This window comes from Parasphingopyxis sp., from assembly GCF_028279465.1.
Taxonomy (GTDB): Bacteria; Pseudomonadota; Alphaproteobacteria; order Sphingomonadales; family Sphingomonadaceae; genus Parasphingopyxis.
The window spans coordinates 16,617-36,280 of record NZ_JANQNS010000001.1; the positions used below are offsets into that span (position 1 = coordinate 16,617).

Here is a 19,664-nt window from a genome sequence, read left to right on the forward strand (position 1 = left end):
TTAGCCCTCCACCACTTCAAGGCCCATCGACGTGGCGGAGCCTTCGATGATCCTGGTTGCCGCTTCGATGTCGTTCGCGTTCAGATCGACCATCTTCGCTTCGGCGATTTCGGCGAGCTGCGAACGCTTGATCTGGCCGACAATCTCAGAGCCGACCGCGCCGGCGCCCTTTTTGATCTTGGCGGCCTTTTTCAGCATGTAGCTGGCGGGCGGCGTCTTCGTGACGAAGGTAAAGCTGCGATCTGCATAGACCGTGATCTTGGTCGGGATCGGCGCGCCTTTTTCCATCTCCTGCGTCGCGGCGTTGAACGCCTTGCAGAAATCCATGATGTTGACGCCGCGCTGGCCCAATGCGGGCCCGAGCGGCGGGGAGGGATTGGCCGTGCCCGCAGGAACCTGCAGGCTGATATAGCCGTCGATTTTCTTTGCCATTGTTCTAATCTCACCTTTTCTCTTGGCTTAGCGGTTCAAACGGCAGTGGCCCTGCCTCCCGCACCTTCCGGACCATCCGGAAACTCGTAAACTCCTATTTGACCAGTTCGACCTGCTCGAACTCCAGTTCGACCGGCGTTGCCCGGCCGAAGATCGACACCGACACCTTGACCCGTGCCCGGTCGAAATCGAGTTCTTCGACCACGCCGTTGAAGCTCGCGAACGGGCCGTCGAGCACCTTGATTTGGTCGCCGATCTCATAATCGACATTGATCTTCTGCTTCGGCGCCGCAGCGGCTTCCTCCTTGGTGTTGAGGATGCGCGCGGCTTCGGCTTCGCTGATCGGCTGCGGCTTGCCGCTAGACCCCAGAAAGCCCGTCACCTTCGGTGTATTCTTCACGAGGTGATAGACATCGTCGGTCATGTTGAGCTTGGCGAGCACATAGCCGGGGAAGAATTTCCGCTCGGTCTGCACTTTCTTCCCGCGCTTGACCTCGGTCACTTCCTCGGTCGGGACCTCGACTTCCTCGACGAGCTGCTCAAGGCCCATGCGCGTGGCTTCGGCCATGATGGCGTCCCGGACCTTGTTCTCGAAGCCCGAATAGGCGTGAATGATGTACCAGCGCGACATGGATGGAATACTTTCGTTCTAATCTTTTAGCTGACGAGGCCGATAAGGAAGCGGACGATCATGTTGAAGAAGGAGTCCACGCCCAGAAAGAACATGGCGAGGATGAAGGTCATGATCATCACCATGATACCGGTCTGGATCGTTTCCTGACGCGTCGGCCAGACGACCTTGGAGGTCTCGGCGCGAACCTGCCGAACGAATTCGCCTGGGCTAGTCTTTGCCACTGTTCTCTTCACCTCATCCAAAATCGTCACGTCAAAACCAAAAAAGCACACACGCCGCCATCGGCCCTTCCGGCCGACATCGGCATGAGTGTCAAAACTCTATCTCGGACCCGCAGGCTTGCCTTTCAAGGCGTGCCTGCCGGACCAATCGAAGACCGGATGGCAGGAGCGGAGGGGCTCGAACCCACGACCCTCGGTTTTGGAGACCGATGCTCTACCAGCTGAGCTACGCTCCTCCGAGTCCGAGAGAGGCGCGTTTAACGGGGCGGGGAGGGGGATGCAAGGATATTGTCGCCCAAAGCCGGGCCCTATCAGGCGACGGCCCGGCCGTCTTCGTCGCCGATTTTGGCCCGCACTTCGCCCGCGCGCATCGGATGATCGAGATAATAGCCCTGGACCTGGGAAACGCCGAGCCGTTCGGCAATCGCATATTGGCTGTCATTCTCGATGCCCTCGGCGATTGTCGCGATGCCGAGGCTGTCGGCCATTGCGATCACGGCGCGAATGATCGCGATGCTCGATTTGGAGCCATTTTCCGCATCGCGGATGAAGCGCTTGTCGATCTTGATCGAGTTGAAACTCGCCTTGCCGATAAAGCCGAGCGTCGAATAGCCCGAGCCGAAATCGTCGAGCGCCATCGTGACGCCGAGCGACCGCAGCTGTTCGAACGTCTTGATCGCCTGTTCGTTATCTTGGCCCAGAATGGCTTCTGTGGTCTCCAGTTCGAGCCTGTTCGGCGCGAGGCCGGACTGGGATAAGGCTGAAACGATCGCCCTGCTGAGCCGCGGATTGCGGAGCTGACCCGCCGACAGGTTGATCGCCAGCCGATATTGTTCGGGCCAGGTCATCGCATCGGTGCAGGCCTTGCGGAACACCCATTCGCCGATCGGATCGATAAGCCGCGTTTCTTCCGCGATCGGGATGAATTTGTCGGGCGAGATGCTCCCCAGCACGGGGTGCGTCCAGCGCAGCAGCGCCTCGAACCCCGCCACTTCGCCGGTCGCGAGGGTGACGACCGGCTGATAGGCGAGATGCAGCTCATCATTCTGTAAGGCGTCGCGCAATGCGCTTTCGATCGCGCGGCGCTCTTCGGCCTTCTGCAGCAGCGCGGGTTCGAAGGGCGAGTGCGTGCCGCGGCCGCTGCCCTTGGCGCGATACAGGGCGAGGTCCGCCTTGCGCAGCAGCGAGCCCGCCGATCCGCCGTCTTTCGGATAGATGGCCGAGCCGACGCTCGCGCCGATATGCAGCAGCTGATCGTCGACTTCATAGGCGGCGGACAATGCGATGATGATGTCCCGTGCCCGCCTGTCGAGAGCCTCCGAGGAACGGAAATCGGCGACAACCACGGCAAATTCGTCGCCGCCGAGGCGCCCGCACGCATCGCCGGGCTTCATGAGGGCGTTCAGCCGCTTGGCAACCTGTTCGAGCAGCTTGTCGCCGACCGGATGGCCGGCGGTATCGTTGATCGCCTTGAACCGGTCGAGATCGATCATCAGGAACGCGCAATATCTGTTGCGCGATGCCGCTTTGGCGATGCGCTCGCGAAGCAGTTCGTTGGTATGGGCGCGGTTGGGGAGGCCCGTCAGCGCGTCGAAATGCGCCATATGATGGATTTTCCGCTCGATCGCTTCGCGGTCGGTGACATCGGCGATTACACCCCGATAGCCGACGACATGCCGGTTCTCGCTGAGCCGCGGTGTCCCGGAGATTTTCCACCAGCGCTCGGTATCGCCGATCTGCAAGGGTACGAGATGGTCGCTGAAAGTCTGTCCGGCGCGCATTTTCTCAAGCAGTTCGGCGGCTTCTTCGAACAGCGCGCCCTGGGCCCAATTCTCGCCGGCGATCAGGCGCATCAGCGGCATGCCCTCGAGCTCCGAGAGGCTGAGGCCGGTTGCGGCCGTGAAGCGCGGCGAGGGATCGACGATGCATTTGCGCGCATCGATCTGCCACAGCCAGTCGCTTTCGGCGGAATTTTCCTGGCGCAGCATCAGCTTCACCACGTCGCGCTGTTCGGCGAGCGCAAGATCGTTGCGCAATCGACCTATGGCCGCCCGGCCGTGTACGAGGATCGTGAAGGCGAGGCACAGCATGTAGGAGAAGGTCAGTCCGGCGAGCAGGTTGAGGCCGAATTTGTAGAGCATTACGCTGAGGCTAATCCCGACCAGTCCGTTCAGCATGATCCCGGCCAGCGGGACGGTGCTGAGCATAAGGGCAGTCGCACCCATGATCGCGAGGCTGAAAGCGGCTATCGTGACGATCTGTTCGAGATTGCCATATTGCGCGAAGAAGAGCGGCGGGATCGACCAGAACAGGCCCAAGATCGTGCAATTCCCAGCCGCGCGCATGATGTCGATACGGCGCGCGCCGCCGGTTCGTGTCAGGTTGGCGATCCGGGCGGTGGCGACGGAGATAAGGCCGATGCCCAGAATCACGAGCCAGACGGCCATGATCTGCGATGGCACCGAACCCCAGAATAGCGTGGCGGAAGAGATGGTCGCGAGCACCACCGCGGCCATCGGCAGCAGTGAATTCTTGCTGAGTTCGCGGAGTTGGGCTGCGCGCACGAGCTTCCATTCGCCGTCCGGCGGTTCACGCAGTCCAAGGATTTCCAGCCAGCCGAGCTGACTGGTGTCGATTGTCGCCATACCGTCCCTCGGGAGACTGGATAGCGGCAGAACCCTTTCCGAATGCCGGACCGGAAGGGTTAAGAGCGGCTTTACCGCAATGTGATGGCCTAGCCTTTAGGCCGCGATATCATAGGGTTGGATTTCGCCTGAAAGATACAGGTTGCGCGCTTTTGCGCGGCTCAGCTTGCCCGAACTCGTGCGCGGCAATGTGCGTGGCGGAACCAGCTCGATCACGCAATTCATGCCGGTAATCGCGCGGACCTTGTCGCGGATCAGCCCGTGCAGCCTTGCCCGTTCGTTAAGATCGGACGTGCGGCACTGCACAAGAACGGCCGGAGTCTCCTCGCCACCAGGCTCGGTAATCGCGAAGGCGGCGATGTCGCCGGACTTGAAGCCGGGCAGCTGTTCGACCGCCCATTCGATATCCTGCGGCCAATGATTCTTGCCGTTGATAATGATCATGTCCTTGGCGCGGCCGACGACATAGAGATAGCCGTCCGACAGATAGCCCATATCGCCGGTGTCGAGCCAACCGTCCTTCATACAGGCATCGGTCGCTTCCTGGTCCCGGAAATAGCCGTCCATGACAGCTGGGCCCTGCACCCAGACCTGGCCGATCTGCTTGTCGCCCAAGACCGAACCGTCCTCTTCGCGGATTTCGATGGTCGTGTCGCGCACGGGCTTGCCGCAATTGACGATCGCCCGATAGCGTTTCGGTTCGTCATTATCCGCCACCGGCACGCCGGAGAGCGCGCTTTCCTCGACGAGATCGACGACGATGCCTTCGCCGGCCGGCATCAGCGTCACGGCGAGCGTTGCCTCGGCGAGCCCATAGCTCGGCACGAAACATTTGGGATCGAAGCCGGCTTCGGCAAATGCGTCGGTGAAATGCTGCATGACATCGGGCCTGATCATGTCCGCGCCGTTGCCCGCGAGCCGCCAGCGCGAGAGGTCAAAGCGGTCGGCGACATGCGACTGGCTGCCGATGCGGCGCGCGCAGATGTCGTACCCGAAGGTCGGCGAATAGCTGCAGGAGGTGCCCGGATTGCGGCTGATCAGATCGAGCCAGGCGAGCGGGCGGCGGGCGAAATCGGCGGTCTTCAGATAGTCGGTAGAAACCTGGTTCGCGACCATCGAGAGCATGCAGCCAACGAGGCCCATATCGTGATAGAAGGGCAGCCAGGAGATGCAGCGGTCTTCGTCACCGATCAGCATGCCATTGGCGTGCGAGCCGAGATTGTGGAGCAGCGCCTTGTGGCTGATGATGACGCCATGGGGAAAGCGGGTCGAGCCGCTCGAATATTGGAGATAGGCGACGTCGTCGGGGCTCGCTTTTGGAAATTCCGCATCCGGCGCCTCGCGCTCCGCAAAACTTTCCCAGTCGATGCCGGGCACCGAACAGGCGTCGGCCGCAGCTTTGGAAATTTCCGCGATCTCGGCCGGGTAGAGCAGCAGACTGGGCTCCGAACTGCGCAGTTGCACGGCGAGCTGATCGATATAGCCGTCCTTGCCGCCGAACGATGTGGGCAGGGGCAGCGGCACAGGGAGAGCACCGGCATAGACGGCGCCGAAGAAGAGCGCACAGAAATCGGGCTCGGTATCGGCGATCAGCGCGACCCGGTCTCCGGGTGTGATACCGAAGGCGATCAACCGCTTCGCGGCCGCGACGGCGTCTTTGCGCAATTCGGAATAGGGATAGGCACGGATCAGTTTGCCGCGCGGATCGTGAAAGTTGAAGCCGCGCTTGCCCTGCGCCGCATAGTCCAGCGCTTCGCCCATCGTGTCGAAATCGGCGAAACGCCGCGGCAATGCGTCATGAATCGGTGTCGGTTGGAGAGAATCAGTCATGATTTCCTTCAATTGCTGCCCGTGATGCGATGGGTCGTGCCGCCTGTTCTGCGGTCTCTGCGCCTCCCGATCGCCATTTTGTCGTTGTTAAAAATCGATCTAGCCGATCAGCCGCGTTCAAAATCCGGCTCCACTATGGCACAAAGATGGCGCATGAACGGTCGAACCCGCAAAAAACCCCGTCCACCGCTGGATCGTGAAAGCCTGGAGCAGCTCGCGCTCTTCTATGTCGGCCGCTACGCGACGACGCGCGCCAAGCTGCGCGCCTATCTCGGACGCAAATTGCGGGAACGCGGATGGGCAGAGGATCGCCAGCCGCCGGTAGAGGATCTGGCCGAAAAATTTGCCGAGTTAGGCTATGTCGACGATGCGGCTTTTGCGCAGTCCAAGGCGGCATCGCTGCTGCGGCGAGGCTATGGCGAACGGCGCGTCGAACAGGCGCTCTATGTCGCCGGGATCGAGGAAGTGGACGGTCAGGAGGCCCGCACGCTTGCCGAAACGCAGGCCTGGGACGCGGCCCTCGCATTTGTTCGGAAACGCCGGTTCGGGCCGTTCGCGGATGCGACGCTCGATCCGGACCGCAAGCGCAAGGCGCTCGCGGCCATGCTCCGCGCCGGACATCCTTACGCGCTGGCCCGCAAATTCATCGATGCGGACCCCGGCGATATCCCGGAAAAAGAGGCGGAGTTTTAGGGTGCAAGCGTGCCGTCCTTAAGACCCTTTCAACAGGGCCGAAATCTGTGTTAGCATCGTAACGACAGGGGACGATGCATGACATCCGATCGGAACGTAGCGGTGTATGATGCTGCGTCGGAGGGCGTGGCACACGATGCGACATATGAAGACGCATCGACGGGCAGTCGGCCGCGCGCTTCGGGGCATATCAAATGGTTCGACGGCACGCGCGGCTATGGTTTTCTCGTGCCCGATGATGGCGATGGCGACATCCTCGTCCACTTCTCGATTTTGCGGGATCATGGCCGACGGACATTGCCGGAAGGCGCGCGTATAGAATGCGTGTTCGTGCATGGCGATCGTGGCCGCCAGGCGACCGAGATTCTCTCGATCGATCTCGATCAATGCGAAGACTATGCCGAGCATTCGGAGACCAAGAGCAGCGCGGTAGACGAGGCGTTGCACGCGTCGGCCGGGGACTTTGAGCCTGTCACAGTAAAATGGTTTAACCGCCTGAAAGGTTATGGTTTTCTCATCCGCGAGGATGAGGATCGCGACGTGTTCGTACATATGGAAATCGTCCGCAGTTCGGGGCTGGGCGAAATTGATACCGGCGACCGTTTGCAGGCGCGGATAGCGGATGGGGGCAAGGGCCCCCTTGCCGTCGCGCTCGCGCATTGCGAATAGCTTGACATGACCCGCTTTTTCCAAAGCGCCCTGCTGGGCGCGCTACCAGCCTTGGCCCTGCTGGGGTGCCGCGCGGAATCACAAATGCCCGCCAATCCGCCGGCTGCAGACGCTGCCGTAGAGGCAGCAGAGCAGGACGCCGTCGAGACAATCCAGGTCACGGTCCGGTCCGCCACCGGGGACCATCTGTTCGATGTCGAAACCGCGATCACACCGGAAGAGCAAAGGCGCGGCCTGATGTTTCGCGAATCGCTGCCGGAAAATGGCGGCATGATCTTTCCGTTCGAATTTCCGCGCCTCGCGAGCTTCTGGATGCGCAACACGATGATCCCGCTCGACATGATCTTCATCCGCGCGGACGGCGTCATCACGAATATCGCGCGTGAGACCGAACCCTATACGCTCGATTCCTACTATTCGACCGAACCGGTGATCGCCGTGCTCGAAATCGATGGGGGCCGGGCGGCCGAACTCGGGATCGATGCAGGTGATTATGTAAGCTGGCCGGACGGACCCGCCCTGCCGGAATAACTTGCCCGAATAAGCGGCGAACGGACGCAAGAGGAGTTGGCGCGCCCGCCAAGAGGCGCTAAACGCGAAAACCGTTATGCGATTTCTGAAAATGATCTTCACCTGGTGGGAAGGCGCCACCATTGGCACCGCGCTCTATTCGGCGCGCAAGGGCCGCTTCGTCGCCGAAGATGGTGCGGGCAACCGCTATTATGAGAGCAAGAAGGGCCCGCGCCGCCGCTGGGTCATCTATGCCGGTGGCAATGATGCGAGCAATGTGCCGGCCGAATGGCATGGCTGGCTGCACCAGACGGTCGAAGATGTTCCCGATCAAAGCCTGCCGCCGGCCCGCCAGTGGGAGACGCCCTATACGCCCAACATGACGGGCACCGGCGCGGCCTATCGCCCGGCCGGCGCGCTTGAAAAAGGCCGCAACCGGGCGAGTGCCAGCGGCGACTACGAGGCCTGGAGCCCGAATTGAGCACCATGCGCAATCATCTGTTCGAGGCGCTGGTCGGCCTTGTCGTGGTCCTTCTGGCCGCTTGGCTGGTCTTCACCTTTGTCGGCCGGACCGCGAGCGGGGCTGGTAGCAATGCGATCGAAGTCACCGCCTATTTTCCGGATGTCGGCGGCATTAGCGTGGGCACCGATGTCCGCGTCGCGGGCCTCTCGATCGGCGAGGTGACCGATGTTGCGCTCAACCCCGAGGACTTCCAGGCCGAGGTGCGGATGGCGATCGATCCGTCGGCCAATCTCCCCAATGACAGCAGCGCGGCGATCACCAGCGAAGGCCTTTTGGGCGGCAGCTATATCGCGCTATTGCCGGGCGCATCGCCCGATCCGTTCGCGCAGGACGATGTCATCCTCGATACGCAGGGCGCGATCGATATGACGGGCCTTATCGGTTCGATGATCAACGATTCCGGCGGGTCCGACAGCATGGGTGATACCATGAGCGAGGATTTCGGGAGCGACGATTTCGGCGACACCATGAGCGACGACTTCGGCGATGAGGAATTCGGGGCCGAGGAAACGTCTCCATGATCCGCGCACTGCCCGTGGCCGCGTTGCTCGCGCTCGCGGCGTGCGGTTCCGGCGCGGAAACCGAGGAAGAAGCGCCGCCGCCCGAACTCACGCTCGATCAGTCGCGCAGCGGTGAAGCGGATGCGGAGACCACTAATGTCGACGATATCGAGGAGGTCGGCGAACTGCCGGTCGATCTCGCTGGGGTCACGCCGATGGAAGAGCGCGTCGCCGTGCTAGGTCTGCTTAACAAGCGCAACGGTACGTCGCGTGAGATCCGTTTGCAGCCGGGCGAATCAACGCGCGTCGGCGATGTTCTGATCCGGTTGCGCGCGTGCGAGCGGACTGCGGACTGGGAACCGCAGCGGCTGACCGGTGCGTTCGTCCAGCTGTTTGTGCGCGAAACCGATTTGCGGGGCGAGGACGAACGCTGGGTGCGCGTCTTTTCAGGCTGGCTGTACAAGGAGCGGCCGGCGCTCAATGTCGTCGAGCACCGGCTCTACGATGTCTGGCCCAGAGCCTGCGAGATGACATATCCCGATACCGCGCCGTCCGGCCCGACCTCTCCGGAAACTGTGCCTTCCAATGCGGATAGATCGGCGCCGGCTCCCGACGTGACCGAAGCGCCGAGCGAGGAAAGCGCGGAATCCAGCAACACCGCATAATCGGCTTTTGAAATCTCGATCGCGCCGAGCGATGCGAGATGATCGGTCATGAACTGGCAATCGAGCAGCGTGAACCCGCCATAGCGCATCCGCGCGACGAGGTGCGCGAGCGCGACCTTCGAGGCGTTCGACACGCGCGAGAACATGCTTTCGCCGAAAAAGGCGCCGCCGAGCCGCACGCCATATAGTCCGCCCACCAGCTTTTCGCTCTGCCAGCATTCGATCGAATGGGCATGGCCACGGCGGTGCAGTTCGCCATAGGCTGTCTGGATTTGCGGGTTGATCCAGGTATCGGGCCGGTCCGGGCGCGGTTCGGCGCAGCCGGCCACCACCCGGTCGAAGGCGGTATCGCGGGTAACGCGGAACCGGTCTGACCGGATCGTCTTGGCGAGCGAGCGCGATACGCGAAACCCGTCGAGCGGCAGTATCGCCCGCATCTTTGGTTCGACCCAAAAGACTTCGTCCGCATGCCGGCTGTCTGCCATTGGGAAGACGCCGACCGCATAGGCGCGCAACAGCATATTCGGATCGAGCAGGTTCACATGCGTATGATAACCCGTTCCCGCCCATCCGTCATCGGATTGCGATTGTAGCGGTGTTAGAGTTTCGCGATTTTGCGTTCGACGCCGCGCCATAATTTGGCGAAGGCCTGTCCGGCCGGAGACTGCGGCGCGAAGGCGCCGACCGGCGCGCGGCGGCTCGCCATCTGTTCGACGGCGCTGGCATAGGGGATGACGGGCCAGCTCTTTTCACGCTCGAGTGCGTCCTTGTGCAGGTTCCGACGCCGATCGACCATCGTGTAGACCGGCAGAATTGCTGTACGGCCTTTGTGATGGCGCTTGATATGGTCGACGACCGTGTCGAAGGCGCGCTGCGACAGAGGCGAGGGGATCACCGGCGCGATAACCAGATCGGCCGCGCGCAATATCTGGTCGCTGGTTTCCGACAGGCCTGGCGGGCAATCGAGAATAATCCGGTCATACTCCTTCGATACGCTGTCGATAATCTTGGCAAGCCGCTTCTTCTTGCCGAAGGTGAAAAACATCCGGTCGAGTTCGCGCAAAGAGGCGTCGGCGGCGAGCAGGTCCAGCCGTTCCACCGCTGTCGAGCGGATCAATTTGCGCGGTTTGATCTCCTGATCGTAGACGCCTTCGGCGCGCCGTTTCGGCTTCTTGCCATCCTGCAACAGGAATGTCGCGGCGGCCTGCTGGTCGAGGTCCCAGAGCAATGTCCGGCGGGAAGAGAGCATCGCCGCGCACCAGGCGAGATTGACCGCGAGCGTGGTTTTGCCGACGCCGCCTTTCAGGCTGTAAATTGCGATCGTGCACATGAGGATTATCTAACGGCCTCCGCTCCCGCAGCCAAATTCCTTTGGTTAAAGCCATCCCATTTTGGGACGACGCTATTCGGCGGCTTCCGCCATCTCCGAAACGTCTTCGGCATAAATCGTTTCGAGCCAGGCCCGGACATCGTCTGCGCTGCGATCGGGCGCTTCTTCCATCGGGATATGGCCGATATCGGGATAGGCGATCAGCGAGCTATCCGGGATATGTTGGTCGAACCATTCGCCGGCGGACAGCGGGACCAGCGTGTCCTCCGCGCCCCACATCAGCAAAGTCGGCATGGTCAGTGTCGCCATGGTTTCAGGGCTTGCGACCGTGCGATCGGCCCGCCCTCGGGCGAGGGTTGCTGCCCGGTTCCCGGGATAACGGATCAGGTCGTAATAGCGGTCGACCATCGCGTCGTCGATCATGTCCTGATTGCTGACGCTTTGGCGCAGCGAACGTTCGACCATCGAGCGCGGCGTGATCTTCTGCATCAGCGAGGAAATCACGGGCATCCGGGCGATGCGGAAACCGATCGGCACTTTTTGTGGACGGGCATCGGGCGCGCCCGACGCATCGACCAGCAGCAACCCGTCGAGCCGGTCGGGATGGGCGAGCGCATAGTTCCAGGACGTCCAGCCGCCCATCGAGTTCCCGCCAACGACGAACCGGGTGAGCCCGAGATTATCCGCGACACCAGCCAGCGTGTCGACAAAGCTTTCGGTGGAATAGTCGCCCTCCGGATGCGGGCCGGTTAGCCCATGGCCCGGCTGGTCATAGGTGACGACGCGATACTCGTCGGACAAGCGCTCGACCCAGGGTTCCCATGTGTGCAGCGATGCGCTGGAGCCGTGGACGAGCAAAATTACGGGCGCGTCGCGCGGTCCTTCGTCGCGAACGTGAACGGTCAGCCCGTTGTCGAGTTCGATGAATTGCGAGGCGTCATTCGCATATTGCGCGCGTAGCTCGTCGGCGTCGCGGTCGGGCGTCCAGAACCAGGCGATTGCGCCGGCAATAACGATAAGCAGGGTGAGCACGGTCCATTTGAGAAACTTCTTCATAGCCGCGCTCTCCCCCTATGATGCGGTTCAGATAATTTCTTTGACGAGATCCTGTGGCCGGCAGAGGCGAACGCCATTTTTCGTCTCGACGATCGGCCGGTTGATGAGGATCGGGTTTTTGACCATCGCATCGAGAATCTGATCGTCGGTCACATCCGGATCATTGAGCCCGAGTTCCTTGGCGATCGGTTCCTTGGCGCGCATGCCTTCGCGCGGCGTGATGCCGGCTTTCTTGTAAAGCTCCTTGAGCTTCTTCTTGGTCGGCGGTTCCTTGAGATACTCGATCACGCGGACCGCAATGGCCGGCGCCTTTTCCAGAATCTCCAGCGTCTTGCGAGACGTGCCACAGCGCGGGTTATGGTAGATAATGGCCTGCATCGAACGATTTACTCCTGTGACTTCGACAAGTTTTTCAGAACCGCCATCGCCTCGTCACGCCGTGCCCAGGGCACGAAAACATGATCGTGATGATATGCCGCCACTATATTGGAACTGATCCCCTGTTCGGCAAGCGCGCCCGCGATTCTCGCCGTCAAGCCGACGGCGTCGAGCGCGCTGTTAGCGCCGATCGTGATTTTTGCCCAGCCCCCTTCATGCTTGAGGCCGATGCCTTCCATGATCGAGCTCAGCGCGATCACGCTCGCGCCTTCCGCCTCGGCAAAGGTTGCGACGGGCACGAGACCCTGCGGCCAGCCCTCGCCCATCGGGATCGTGGCGAACCCATGCTCTTCCTCTGCGATCATCGGCTTCAGGTCGCGCAGCAGCGCGTCGAGATCGGTTTCGCCGGGCATTTACTGTGTGTCGGAGGCGGCGGCGTTGCGCTCCAGCCATTCCTCGAGCCATTTGATCGTATAATTGCCTTCCAGCACGTCGGGGTCTTCGAGCAAAGCCCGGTGCAGCGGCAGGGTCGTATCGACACCGTCGATCACCATTTCTTCGAGCGCCCTGCGGAGGCGGCGAATGCACTTGTTCCGACTCGTTCCGTAAACGATCAGCTTGGCGACCATCGAATCATAGTATGGCGGGATCGAATAGCCCGAATAGAGTCCGCTATCGACGCGGACATGCATGCCGCCGGCCGCGTGATAGTTCACGACCTTGCCGGGCGACGGCGCGAAGGTTTCCGGGTGCTCGGCATTGATGCGGCATTCGATGGCATGGCCGGTGAAGGTCACTTCATCCTGTGTCACCGATAGCGGCTGGCCGGCGGCGACGAGAATCTGCTCGCGGACGAGATCGAGGCCCGTGATCATCTCGGTCACCGGATGCTCGACCTGCAGGCGCGTGTTCATTTCGATGAAATAGAAACCGCCATCCTCGTAGAGAAATTCGATCGTGCCGGCCCCGCGATAGCCCATATCGGCCATGGCCCGGGCGCAGATATCGCCCATGCGCGTGCGTTCTTCGTCCGTGATCGTCGGGCCGGGCGCTTCTTCGAGCACTTTCTGATGCCGCCGCTGCAGCGAGCAATCGCGCTCGCCGAGATGGATCGCATTGCCCTTGCCATCGCCGAAAATCTGAAACTCGATATGGCGCGGATTGCCGAGGAATTTTTCAAGATAGACCGTATCGTCGCCGAACGCCGACTTCGCTTCGGACCCCGCCTGTTTCATCAGCGATTCGAGCTTGCCGGCTTCGGGTACGACCTTCATGCCGCGGCCGCCGCCGCCCGACGCGGCCTTCACGATCAGCGGATAGCCGATTTCATCGCCGATCTTCTTGGCCTCGCCAATCTCGCGGACGGCCCCGTCTGAGCCGGGCACCAGCGGCAGGCCGAGTTTGCCGGCTGTCTTCTTTGCCTCGACCTTGTCGCCCATGACGCGGATATGTTCGGGTTTCGGTCCGATCCAGATCACCTCATGCTCTTCGACGATCGTAGCGAATTTCTCATTTTCGGAGAGAAAGCCATAGCCCGGATGGATGGCGTCCGCACCGCTGATCTCGGCGGCCGAGATGATATTCGGGATGTTGAGATAGCTATCCGTCGCCGGGGGAGGGCCGATGCACACGGCTTCGTCGGCCAGCTTCACATGCTTGGCCTCGGCATCGGCCGTCGAATGCACGGCCACGGTCTTGATATCCATTTCGTGGCAGGCGCGATGGATGCGCAGCGCGATCTCGCCGCGATTGGCAATCAAAACCTTTTTGATCATCGGATCGTCCGCCTACTCGATGACGACGAGCGGCTGGTTGAATTCGACCGGCTCGGCATCCTCGACGAGCATGGCGCTGACCGTGCCGGATTTGTCCGCCGCGATCGGATTCATCACCTTCATCGCCTCGATGATCAGCAGCGTATCGCCCTTGGACACCGAATCGCCGACCTTGACGAAGGGATCAGCGCCGGGTTCGGGCGCCATATAGGCGGTGCCGACCATCGGTGATTTGAGCGCATCGGCATGCTCCTCTGCGGCAGGCGCGGCTTCCGCCGGGGCCGAGGGGCTGGGCGCCGCCGGGGCGGGCGCGGGAGCCGGCGCGGCGACCGGCGCAGGCGCAGCGACAACGCCGCCGCCTGCCTTGCGCGCGACGCGGATGCTCCGCTCGCCGTCCTCGACTTCGATTTCGGTGAGATTGACGTCGTCCAGCAGCTCGGCGAGCTGGCGCACCAGTTCGGTGTCGACATTCATGGTGCCCTTACCGGCGCCTTTGTCGGTGCTCATTGCAAACCCTTTGTCCCTGTTGCCGGCCGTCGCCGACATATACGCCAGCGCTTTTACTCAAAGCTGTAGGGCCGCGTCCAGCGCCAGCAGATAGGAAAGTGCCCCGAAACCGGAAATCGTGCCATGCGCGGCCTGGCCGACCAAGCTTCTGTGCCGAAACGGTTCGCGCGCATGCGGGTTCGACAGATGGACTTCGATCACCGGAACCGAAACCGCCTTTATCGCATCGTGGAGCGTGACCGACGTGTGGGTAAAACCGGCTGCATTCAACAGGATAGCCTTGGCATCTTCGGACTGGGCCTCATGAATCCAGTCGATCAGATGCCCTTCATGGTTGGACTGGCGGACTTCGATATCGGCACCGGCCGCCTGCGCTTTGTCCTCCAGCCGCCCGGCGATATCGTCGAGCGTATCGGAGCCATAGATTTCCGGCTCGCGCATGCCGAGCAGGTTGAGATTGGGCCCGTTCAGGACATAGATCACGGGTTTGTCGGCCATGGCGCTGCCTTCCGGTTGCGGCGATGCGGGGCGGACACCTATATGCGCCCCGGATCGCAACGCAAAGGCAGGATGCAGCAATGACCAGCGACGGCACGATTTCGATTCGCGTGAATGGCGAGCATCGGCGCATCCATGCGGGCCTGACGCTCGCCGCGCTTGCGAGCGAGGAACTGGGACTCGATCCGACGAAAGTGGCCGTCGAGCGCAACCTCGAAGTCGTCCCCCGCTCGACGCTTGGCGATGTGCTGGTCGAGGATGGCGACGAGCTCGAGATCGTGCATTTTGTGGGTGGAGGGGATTCCGCCGAAGACAGTTGGACCGTAGCCGGACAGAGCTTCACCTCGCGCCTGATCGTCGGCACGGGCAAATATAGGGATTTCGAGGAGAACGCGGCGGCGCTCGAAGCGTCGGGGGCGGAGATCATTACCGTCGCCGTGCGCCGGGTGAACGTATCCGATCCCAAGGCGCCGATGCTGACGGACTTTATCGATCCCAAACACTACACCTACCTCCCCAATACCGCCGGTTGCTTCACCGCCGAGGAGGCGATCCGGACTTTGCGGCTGGCGCGCGAGGCGGGCGGCTGGGATCTTGTGAAGCTCGAAGTGCTCGGCGAGGCGAAGACGCTCTATCCCGATATGCGCGAGACGCTGCGCGCGACCGAGACGCTGGCGAATGAAGGCTTCAAGCCGATGGTCTATTGCGTCGACGATCCGATTGCCGCGAAGCAGCTCGAAGAAGCTGGGGCGGTGGCGGTGATGCCTCTGGGCGCGCCGATCGGTTCGGGGCTGGGCATCCAGAACCGCGTCACGATCCGGCTGATTGTGGAGGGCGCGAGCGTGCCCGTGCTCGTCGATGCCGGGGTCGGCACGGCGTCCGACGCGGCGGTTGCGATGGAGCTGGGCTGCGACGGTGTGCTCATGAACACGGCGATTGCGGAAGCCAAGGAGCCCGTCCGCATGGCCCGCGCGATGAAGCTCGCCGTGGAAGCGGGTCGCGAAGCGTATCTGGCGGGGCGGATGGCTACCCGCAAATATGCCGACCCCTCGAGCCCTTTGGCGGGTTTGATCTAAGCCAGCGAACCGTTCGTCGAAAACGGCGGCTGTGCCGCTTTACTCGCGCGCGCTTTTCAGGCCTTACGACACTCGTCGGAGACACCTGGTTTCTACTGCCCCTGTAGCTAAACCGGGTCGCATCGGGCCATCGCCGAACCCCTTCGGCGGTGGCCCTTTCCGGTTCACGCCCCGCGAATCAGGATTTTGCGGAATCCCTGACAGCCGCAACCGTCCTCCCGCCCGCCGCCAGCTGGTCCTCGACGTCAATCTTGAGATGCAATAATCGCACGCCGCTCTCGGCCTTCGCGCGTTCCAGCGCGGGCGCGAATTCGGCCGTGGTCTCGACCGTCTCCGTCCAGCCGCCATAGGCTTTGGCGAGCGCGGCGAAATCCGGATTGCTCAGCGACGTACCCGATAGCCGCTCGGGATATTCACGCTCCTGGTGCATGCGGATCGTGCCATAGCTGCCATTGTCGATGACGATCACGATCATTTCGGCGCCATGCTGGACGGCGGTCGCGAGTTCCTGCCCGTTCATCAGGAAATCGCCATCCCCGGCGATAGCGAGCACCTGCCGGTCGGGATGGCGCAACGCGGCAGCGACGGCGGCGGGGACACCATAGCCCATGGCACCAGCGGTCGGCGCGAGCTGGCAGACCGGGCCGCTGTAGCGCCAATAGCGGTGCCACCAGCCTGAGAAATTGCCCGCGCCGTTGCAGATGATGCTGTCCGCGGGGAGCGTTTCGCGCGCCGCTTTCACGCATTGGGCGACGTCTAGCGTCAGATCGTTATTGGGTTCGACCCTGTTCCACGCCTCCCACTCGGCATGCGCTTCCTTGCCGCAGTCGAAATCGATAATATCATGCTCCCAGAGCGAGGCTTCCTCGGAGAATTCGCGCATGTCCGCGCAGATGGCGAGATCGGTGCGGTAGACGCGGCCCAGCTCTTCTGGATCGGGATGGACATGGATCAGCGTCTGATCGGGATGGTCGGGCGCGATCAGCGTATAGCCGTCGGTCGTCGCCTCGCCGAGCCGCGCGCCGACAACGAGCAGCAGATCGGCGTTGCGGATGCGCTCGAGCAGCTTGGGGTTCGGACCATAGCCGAGATTGCCGGCCCAGACCGGGCTCTCGTTGGGGATCGCGTCCTGCCGCCGGAACCCGCAGGCGACGGGCAGGCCGATATCCTCGGCGAATTCGCGGAAATAATGGGATGCGCCCGCGCACCAGTCGGCGCCGCCGATGATCGCGACGGGCGCAGCGGCATCGCGGAGCAGCCCCATCATCACTTCCATCGCTTCGGGGTCGGGATGCTGGGCCGGGCGAATGACCTTGGGGCGATCCACGGCCTCGACCGTATCGCGCAGCATGTCCTCGGGCAGCGCCAGCACGACCGGGCCCGGGCGCCCGTTCATCGCGACCGAATAGGCGCGCGCGACATATTCGGGGATGCGCGCCGCGTCGTCGATCTTCGCCGCCCATTTGCAGAGCGGCCCGAACATCGCCGGAAAGTCGATTTCCTGAAACGCTTCGCGATCCTTGTCGCCGCGTCCGACATCGCCGATGAAATAGATCATCGGCACCGAATCCTGCATCGCCACATGAACGCCGATCGAGCCATTAGTCGCGCCCGGCCCGCGGGTGACGAAGGCGATTCCCGGATGGCCTGTCATGGCCCCGTCGGCGGCAGCCATGAAGGAGACGCCGCCCTCCTGTCGGCAGACGACAAGGTCGATCTCATCAGTATCGTGCAGCGCGTCAAGCACCGCGAGATAGCTTTCGCCGGGCACGCAGAAGATCCGGTCGCAGCCCTGCGCGACGAGGTTGTCGACGAGGATACGGCCGCCGGTTCGTTGGGTCATGACTTAGCTTTCTGGTTCTTCGTCATTGCGAGCGTAGCGAAGCAATCCAGAGCCGCAAGCGCTGTCGTTAACCGCTCTAGATTGCTTCGTCGCTGCGCTCCTCGCAATGACGGATATTGTATCCGGGTAGGCCATCACGCCTGATGCACCGCCTTGGTGACCATATAGGCCTCCAGCCCCTCGGGGCCGTCCTCGCTGCCGAAGCCCGATTCCTTCACCCCGCCGAACGGCGCATCGACCGCGCTGATGCCGACCGTGTTGATACCGACCATGCCGCTTTCGATCGCATCGCCGAGGATCATCGCCTGGCGGCCATTCTCGGTGAAAGCGAAAGCGGCGAGCCCATAGGGGAGGCGGTTCGCCTGTTCGATCGCTTCGTCGAGCGTCTCGAAGGGCCGCATCATCGCCACCGGGCCGAACGGTTCGTTGGACATGATCTGTGCGTCGAGCGGGACGTCCGCGATAACGGTCGGGCGGAAGAAAAAGCCGCTCTCGCCCAGCACATCGCCCCCGGTCGTGATCCGCGCGCCCTTGTCGGCCGCATCGGCGATCAACGCGCCAACCGCTTCAGGGCGGCGCTCATTGGCGAGCGGCCCCATCTCGGTTGCGTTATCCAGTCCGTTGCCGACGGTGAGCTTTTCCGTGCGTTGCGTGAATTCCGCGACGAACCGGTCATAAATGCCGTTTTGCACATAGAAGCGCGTCGGGCTGACGCAGACCTGACCGGCATTGCGGAACTTTTGCGGGACGATGATGTCGAGCGTGCGCTCCAGATCGCAATCGTCGAAGATCAGCACCGGCGCGTGGCCGCCCAGCTCCATTGTCGTGCGTTTCACACCGTCCGCCGCCAGCTTCATCAGATGCTTGCCGACCGGCACCGAGCCGGTGAAGCTGATCTTGCGGATGATCGGCGAGGCGATCAGGTGGGTGCTGACTTCGTCCGGCACGCCGAATATCATCTGCGCGACATGCCCAGGCACGCCGGCATCCAGCACGCATTTCATGATTTCGATTGCGCAGGCCGGGGTCTCCTCAGGCGGTTTGCAGATGATCGAGCAACCCGCGGCCAGAGCCGGGGCCAGCTTGCGCGCCATCAAGAAGAGCGGGAAGTTCCACGGGCTGAAAGCGGCGACCGGGCCGACCGGCTGTTTGATGACGATCGAACGCTGGCCGGTCGAGCGAACGAGCACCCGGCCATACGCGCGCTTCGCTTCTTCGGCGAAATAGTCGAACAGCGCCGCTGCTCCCACCACCTCGCCCATCGATTCTCTGACGGGCTTGCCCTGTTCCATCGTGAGGATAGGTGCGATGGTCTCCGCCCGCTCGCGCAGCAGGTCGGCGATCTTATGGAGGATCACACCGCGTTCATCGGCATTCTTCATCTTCCACTCGCGAAAGCCGAGTTCGGCGGCGGCCAAGGCGCGATCGAGATCATCGGCCGTCGCGAGCGGCAGCATGGCCAGCGTCGCGCCGGTCGCCGGGTTGACGACGTCCTGCGTCCGGCGGTCGCCGGTTTCGATCCATTCGCCGTCGATCTGGAAGTGGAGTTTTTGGGGGTATTCGGCAGTCATTTGTTGCGTCCCTTCATACCGTTCGTCATGCTGAACTTGTTTCAGCATCCACTCATCATTCTGAAACTTAGGCGCAGGCTGAAAAGTGGACCCTGAAACAAGTTCAGGGTGACGGCATGGGAAGGTGTTAGCGTGTCGCGGCGTGGAGAGGAACCGATACCGTGCGACTTCACGCTGTCCTACAAGACCCGCTACGCGCTATGATGGCCCGTATGATCGACCCCCACCGCCTATCCGGTCGCCCGATGCCGTTCCGGAAAGTCACACTCCGCGTCGCGATGGGCGTCCGAAATCGGCGCTTTTCCAAC

Annotated in this window: 21 protein-coding genes, 1 tRNA gene and 1 pseudogene; 7 read left to right on the top strand and 16 right to left on the bottom strand. The window is 62.3% G+C overall.

Going from position 1 to position 19,664, the window contains the following annotated elements:
- The 6 genes from rplK to Q0974_RS00115 form a co-directional block, all read right to left on the bottom strand.
- Entirely contained in the window at positions 1-432 is a 432-nt protein-coding gene (gene rplK / locus Q0974_RS00090; RefSeq protein ID WP_299321262.1) for a 50S ribosomal protein L11, read from the bottom strand.
- 94 nt (positions 433-526) lie between these two features.
- The gene (gene nusG, locus Q0974_RS00095; protein WP_176869031.1) at positions 527-1,063 is read right to left on the bottom strand and encodes a transcription termination/antitermination protein NusG; all 537 of its coding nucleotides are present in this window, start codon (positions 1,061-1,063) and stop codon (positions 527-529) included.
- Positions 1,064-1,089: 26 nt separating this feature from the next.
- Complete coding sequence (gene secE, locus Q0974_RS00100; protein ID WP_299321264.1) at positions 1,090-1,287, bottom strand: preprotein translocase subunit SecE; 198 nt, start codon at positions 1,285-1,287, stop codon at positions 1,090-1,092.
- 160 nt (positions 1,288-1,447) lie between these two features.
- Positions 1,448-1,523, bottom strand: a tRNA-Trp gene (locus Q0974_RS00105).
- A 75-nt stretch (positions 1,524-1,598) separates the two neighbouring features.
- Entirely contained in the window at positions 1,599-3,932 is a 2,334-nt protein-coding gene (locus Q0974_RS00110) for an EAL domain-containing protein (protein ID WP_299321266.1), read from the bottom strand.
- A gap of 96 nt (positions 3,933-4,028) precedes the next feature.
- Positions 4,029-5,762, bottom strand: a complete 1,734-nt coding sequence (locus Q0974_RS00115) for a fatty acyl-AMP ligase (protein WP_299321268.1) — start codon at positions 5,760-5,762, stop codon at positions 4,029-4,031.
- 153 nt (positions 5,763-5,915) lie between these two features.
- On the opposite strand from Q0974_RS00115, the gene Q0974_RS00120 reads away from it, so the two are divergent.
- From Q0974_RS00120 to Q0974_RS00145, 6 genes and pseudogenes are all read left to right on the top strand, one after another.
- Positions 5,916-6,455, top strand: a complete 540-nt coding sequence (locus Q0974_RS00120) for a RecX family transcriptional regulator (RefSeq protein WP_299321269.1) — start codon at positions 5,916-5,918, stop codon at positions 6,453-6,455.
- A 78-nt stretch (positions 6,456-6,533) separates the two neighbouring features.
- The gene (locus Q0974_RS00125; RefSeq protein WP_299321271.1) at positions 6,534-7,124 is read left to right on the top strand and encodes a cold shock protein; all 591 of its coding nucleotides are present in this window, start codon (positions 6,534-6,536) and stop codon (positions 7,122-7,124) included.
- Between the two features lie 6 nt (positions 7,125-7,130).
- The gene (locus Q0974_RS00130; RefSeq protein WP_299321272.1) at positions 7,131-7,655 is read left to right on the top strand and encodes a DUF192 domain-containing protein; all 525 of its coding nucleotides are present in this window, start codon (positions 7,131-7,133) and stop codon (positions 7,653-7,655) included.
- Positions 7,656-7,731: 76 nt separating this feature from the next.
- Positions 7,732-8,115 carry an NADH:ubiquinone oxidoreductase subunit NDUFA12 gene (locus tag Q0974_RS00135; protein ID WP_299321274.1) on the top strand — a complete coding sequence of 128 codons (384 nt, stop codon included), beginning with the start codon at positions 7,732-7,734 and terminating at the stop codon, positions 8,113-8,115.
- A 5-nt stretch (positions 8,116-8,120) separates the two neighbouring features.
- Positions 8,121-8,678 (top strand): outer membrane lipid asymmetry maintenance protein MlaD, encoded by a 558-nt coding sequence (gene mlaD, locus Q0974_RS00140; RefSeq protein WP_299321275.1) that lies wholly within the window; start codon positions 8,121-8,123, stop codon positions 8,676-8,678.
- Positions 8,679-8,872: 194 nt separating this feature from the next.
- A pseudogene (locus Q0974_RS00145) lies at positions 8,873-9,121 on the top strand (DUF2155 domain-containing protein); the annotation flags it as partial.
- Between the two features lie 35 nt (positions 9,122-9,156).
- On the opposite strand, the gene aat reads toward Q0974_RS00145, so the two are convergent.
- The 8 genes from aat to aroQ form a co-directional block, all read right to left on the bottom strand.
- On the bottom strand, positions 9,157-9,864 hold the full coding sequence (gene aat, locus Q0974_RS00150; RefSeq protein WP_299321373.1) for a leucyl/phenylalanyl-tRNA--protein transferase: 708 nt from the start codon (positions 9,862-9,864) through the stop codon (positions 9,157-9,159).
- Positions 9,865-9,920: 56 nt separating this feature from the next.
- Positions 9,921-10,652: a ParA family protein gene (locus Q0974_RS00155; RefSeq protein WP_299321277.1), complete on the bottom strand. Its 732-nt coding sequence runs from the start codon at positions 10,650-10,652 to the stop codon at positions 9,921-9,923.
- 72 nt (positions 10,653-10,724) lie between these two features.
- Entirely contained in the window at positions 10,725-11,708 is a 984-nt protein-coding gene (locus tag Q0974_RS00160; protein ID WP_299321278.1) for an alpha/beta hydrolase, read from the bottom strand.
- 27 nt (positions 11,709-11,735) lie between these two features.
- Positions 11,736-12,086: an arsenate reductase (glutaredoxin) gene (gene arsC / locus Q0974_RS00165; protein WP_299321280.1), complete on the bottom strand. Its 351-nt coding sequence runs from the start codon at positions 12,084-12,086 to the stop codon at positions 11,736-11,738.
- 8 nt (positions 12,087-12,094) lie between these two features.
- Complete coding sequence (locus tag Q0974_RS00170; protein ID WP_299321282.1) at positions 12,095-12,499, bottom strand: ACT domain-containing protein; 405 nt, start codon at positions 12,497-12,499, stop codon at positions 12,095-12,097.
- Complete coding sequence (gene accC, locus Q0974_RS00175; RefSeq protein ID WP_299321283.1) at positions 12,500-13,861, bottom strand: acetyl-CoA carboxylase biotin carboxylase subunit; 1,362 nt, start codon at positions 13,859-13,861, stop codon at positions 12,500-12,502.
- A gap of 12 nt (positions 13,862-13,873) precedes the next feature.
- Positions 13,874-14,368 (bottom strand): acetyl-CoA carboxylase biotin carboxyl carrier protein, encoded by a 495-nt coding sequence (gene accB, locus Q0974_RS00180; RefSeq protein ID WP_299321285.1) that lies wholly within the window; start codon positions 14,366-14,368, stop codon positions 13,874-13,876.
- A 57-nt stretch (positions 14,369-14,425) separates the two neighbouring features.
- A complete protein-coding gene (aroQ, locus tag Q0974_RS00185) occupies positions 14,426-14,866 on the bottom strand; it encodes a type II 3-dehydroquinate dehydratase (protein WP_299321286.1) in 441 nt (146 codons plus the stop codon).
- Positions 14,867-14,946: 80 nt separating this feature from the next.
- On the opposite strand from aroQ, the gene thiS reads away from it, so the two are divergent.
- Positions 14,947-15,942, top strand: a complete 996-nt coding sequence (gene thiS, locus Q0974_RS00190) for a sulfur carrier protein ThiS (protein ID WP_299321288.1) — start codon at positions 14,947-14,949, stop codon at positions 15,940-15,942.
- A 178-nt stretch (positions 15,943-16,120) separates the two neighbouring features.
- Here the strand turns inward: thiS and Q0974_RS00195 are convergent, their stop codons facing one another.
- Positions 16,121-17,785: a thiamine pyrophosphate-binding protein gene (locus tag Q0974_RS00195; protein WP_299321289.1), complete on the bottom strand. Its 1,665-nt coding sequence runs from the start codon at positions 17,783-17,785 to the stop codon at positions 16,121-16,123.
- Positions 17,786-17,919: 134 nt separating this feature from the next.
- Positions 17,920-19,356, bottom strand: coding sequence for an NAD-dependent succinate-semialdehyde dehydrogenase (locus tag Q0974_RS00200; protein WP_299321291.1), 1,437 nt, complete (start codon positions 19,354-19,356; stop codon positions 17,920-17,922).
- Between the last annotated feature and the right edge of the window lie 308 nt (positions 19,357-19,664).

Bases quoted from the DNA above. Each gene is read 5' to 3' on its own strand.
- rplK (WP_299321262.1), bottom strand. From the start codon at position 432: ATGGCAAAGAAAATCGACGGCTATATCAGCCTGCAGGTTCCTGCGGGC.
- nusG (WP_176869031.1), bottom strand. From the start codon at position 1,063: ATGTCGCGCTGGTACATCATTCACGCCTATTCGGGCTTCGAGAACAAG.
- Q0974_RS00110 (WP_299321266.1), bottom strand. From the start codon at position 3,932: ATGGCGACAATCGACACCAGTCAGCTCGGCTGGCTGGAAATCCTTGGA.
- Q0974_RS00115 (WP_299321268.1), bottom strand. From the start codon at position 5,762: ATGACTGATTCTCTCCAACCGACACCGATTCATGACGCATTGCCGCGG.
- Q0974_RS00120 (WP_299321269.1), top strand. From the start codon at position 5,916: ATGAACGGTCGAACCCGCAAAAAACCCCGTCCACCGCTGGATCGTGAA.
- Q0974_RS00125 (WP_299321271.1), top strand. From the start codon at position 6,534: ATGACATCCGATCGGAACGTAGCGGTGTATGATGCTGCGTCGGAGGGC.
- Q0974_RS00130 (WP_299321272.1), top strand. From the start codon at position 7,131: ATGACCCGCTTTTTCCAAAGCGCCCTGCTGGGCGCGCTACCAGCCTTG.
- Q0974_RS00135 (WP_299321274.1), top strand. From the start codon at position 7,732: ATGCGATTTCTGAAAATGATCTTCACCTGGTGGGAAGGCGCCACCATT.
- mlaD (WP_299321275.1), top strand. From the start codon at position 8,121: ATGCGCAATCATCTGTTCGAGGCGCTGGTCGGCCTTGTCGTGGTCCTT.
- Q0974_RS00155 (WP_299321277.1), bottom strand. From the start codon at position 10,652: ATGTGCACGATCGCAATTTACAGCCTGAAAGGCGGCGTCGGCAAAACC.
- Q0974_RS00160 (WP_299321278.1), bottom strand. From the start codon at position 11,708: ATGAAGAAGTTTCTCAAATGGACCGTGCTCACCCTGCTTATCGTTATT.
- arsC (WP_299321280.1), bottom strand. From the start codon at position 12,086: ATGCAGGCCATTATCTACCATAACCCGCGCTGTGGCACGTCTCGCAAG.
- Q0974_RS00170 (WP_299321282.1), bottom strand. From the start codon at position 12,499: ATGCCCGGCGAAACCGATCTCGACGCGCTGCTGCGCGACCTGAAGCCG.
- accC (WP_299321283.1), bottom strand. From the start codon at position 13,861: ATGATCAAAAAGGTTTTGATTGCCAATCGCGGCGAGATCGCGCTGCGC.
- accB (WP_299321285.1), bottom strand. From the start codon at position 14,368: ATGAGCACCGACAAAGGCGCCGGTAAGGGCACCATGAATGTCGACACC.
- aroQ (WP_299321286.1), bottom strand. From the start codon at position 14,866: ATGGCCGACAAACCCGTGATCTATGTCCTGAACGGGCCCAATCTCAAC.
- thiS (WP_299321288.1), top strand. From the start codon at position 14,947: ATGACCAGCGACGGCACGATTTCGATTCGCGTGAATGGCGAGCATCGG.
- Q0974_RS00195 (WP_299321289.1), bottom strand. From the start codon at position 17,785: ATGACCCAACGAACCGGCGGCCGTATCCTCGTCGACAACCTCGTCGCG.
- Q0974_RS00200 (WP_299321291.1), bottom strand. From the start codon at position 19,356: ATGACTGCCGAATACCCCCAAAAACTCCACTTCCAGATCGACGGCGAA.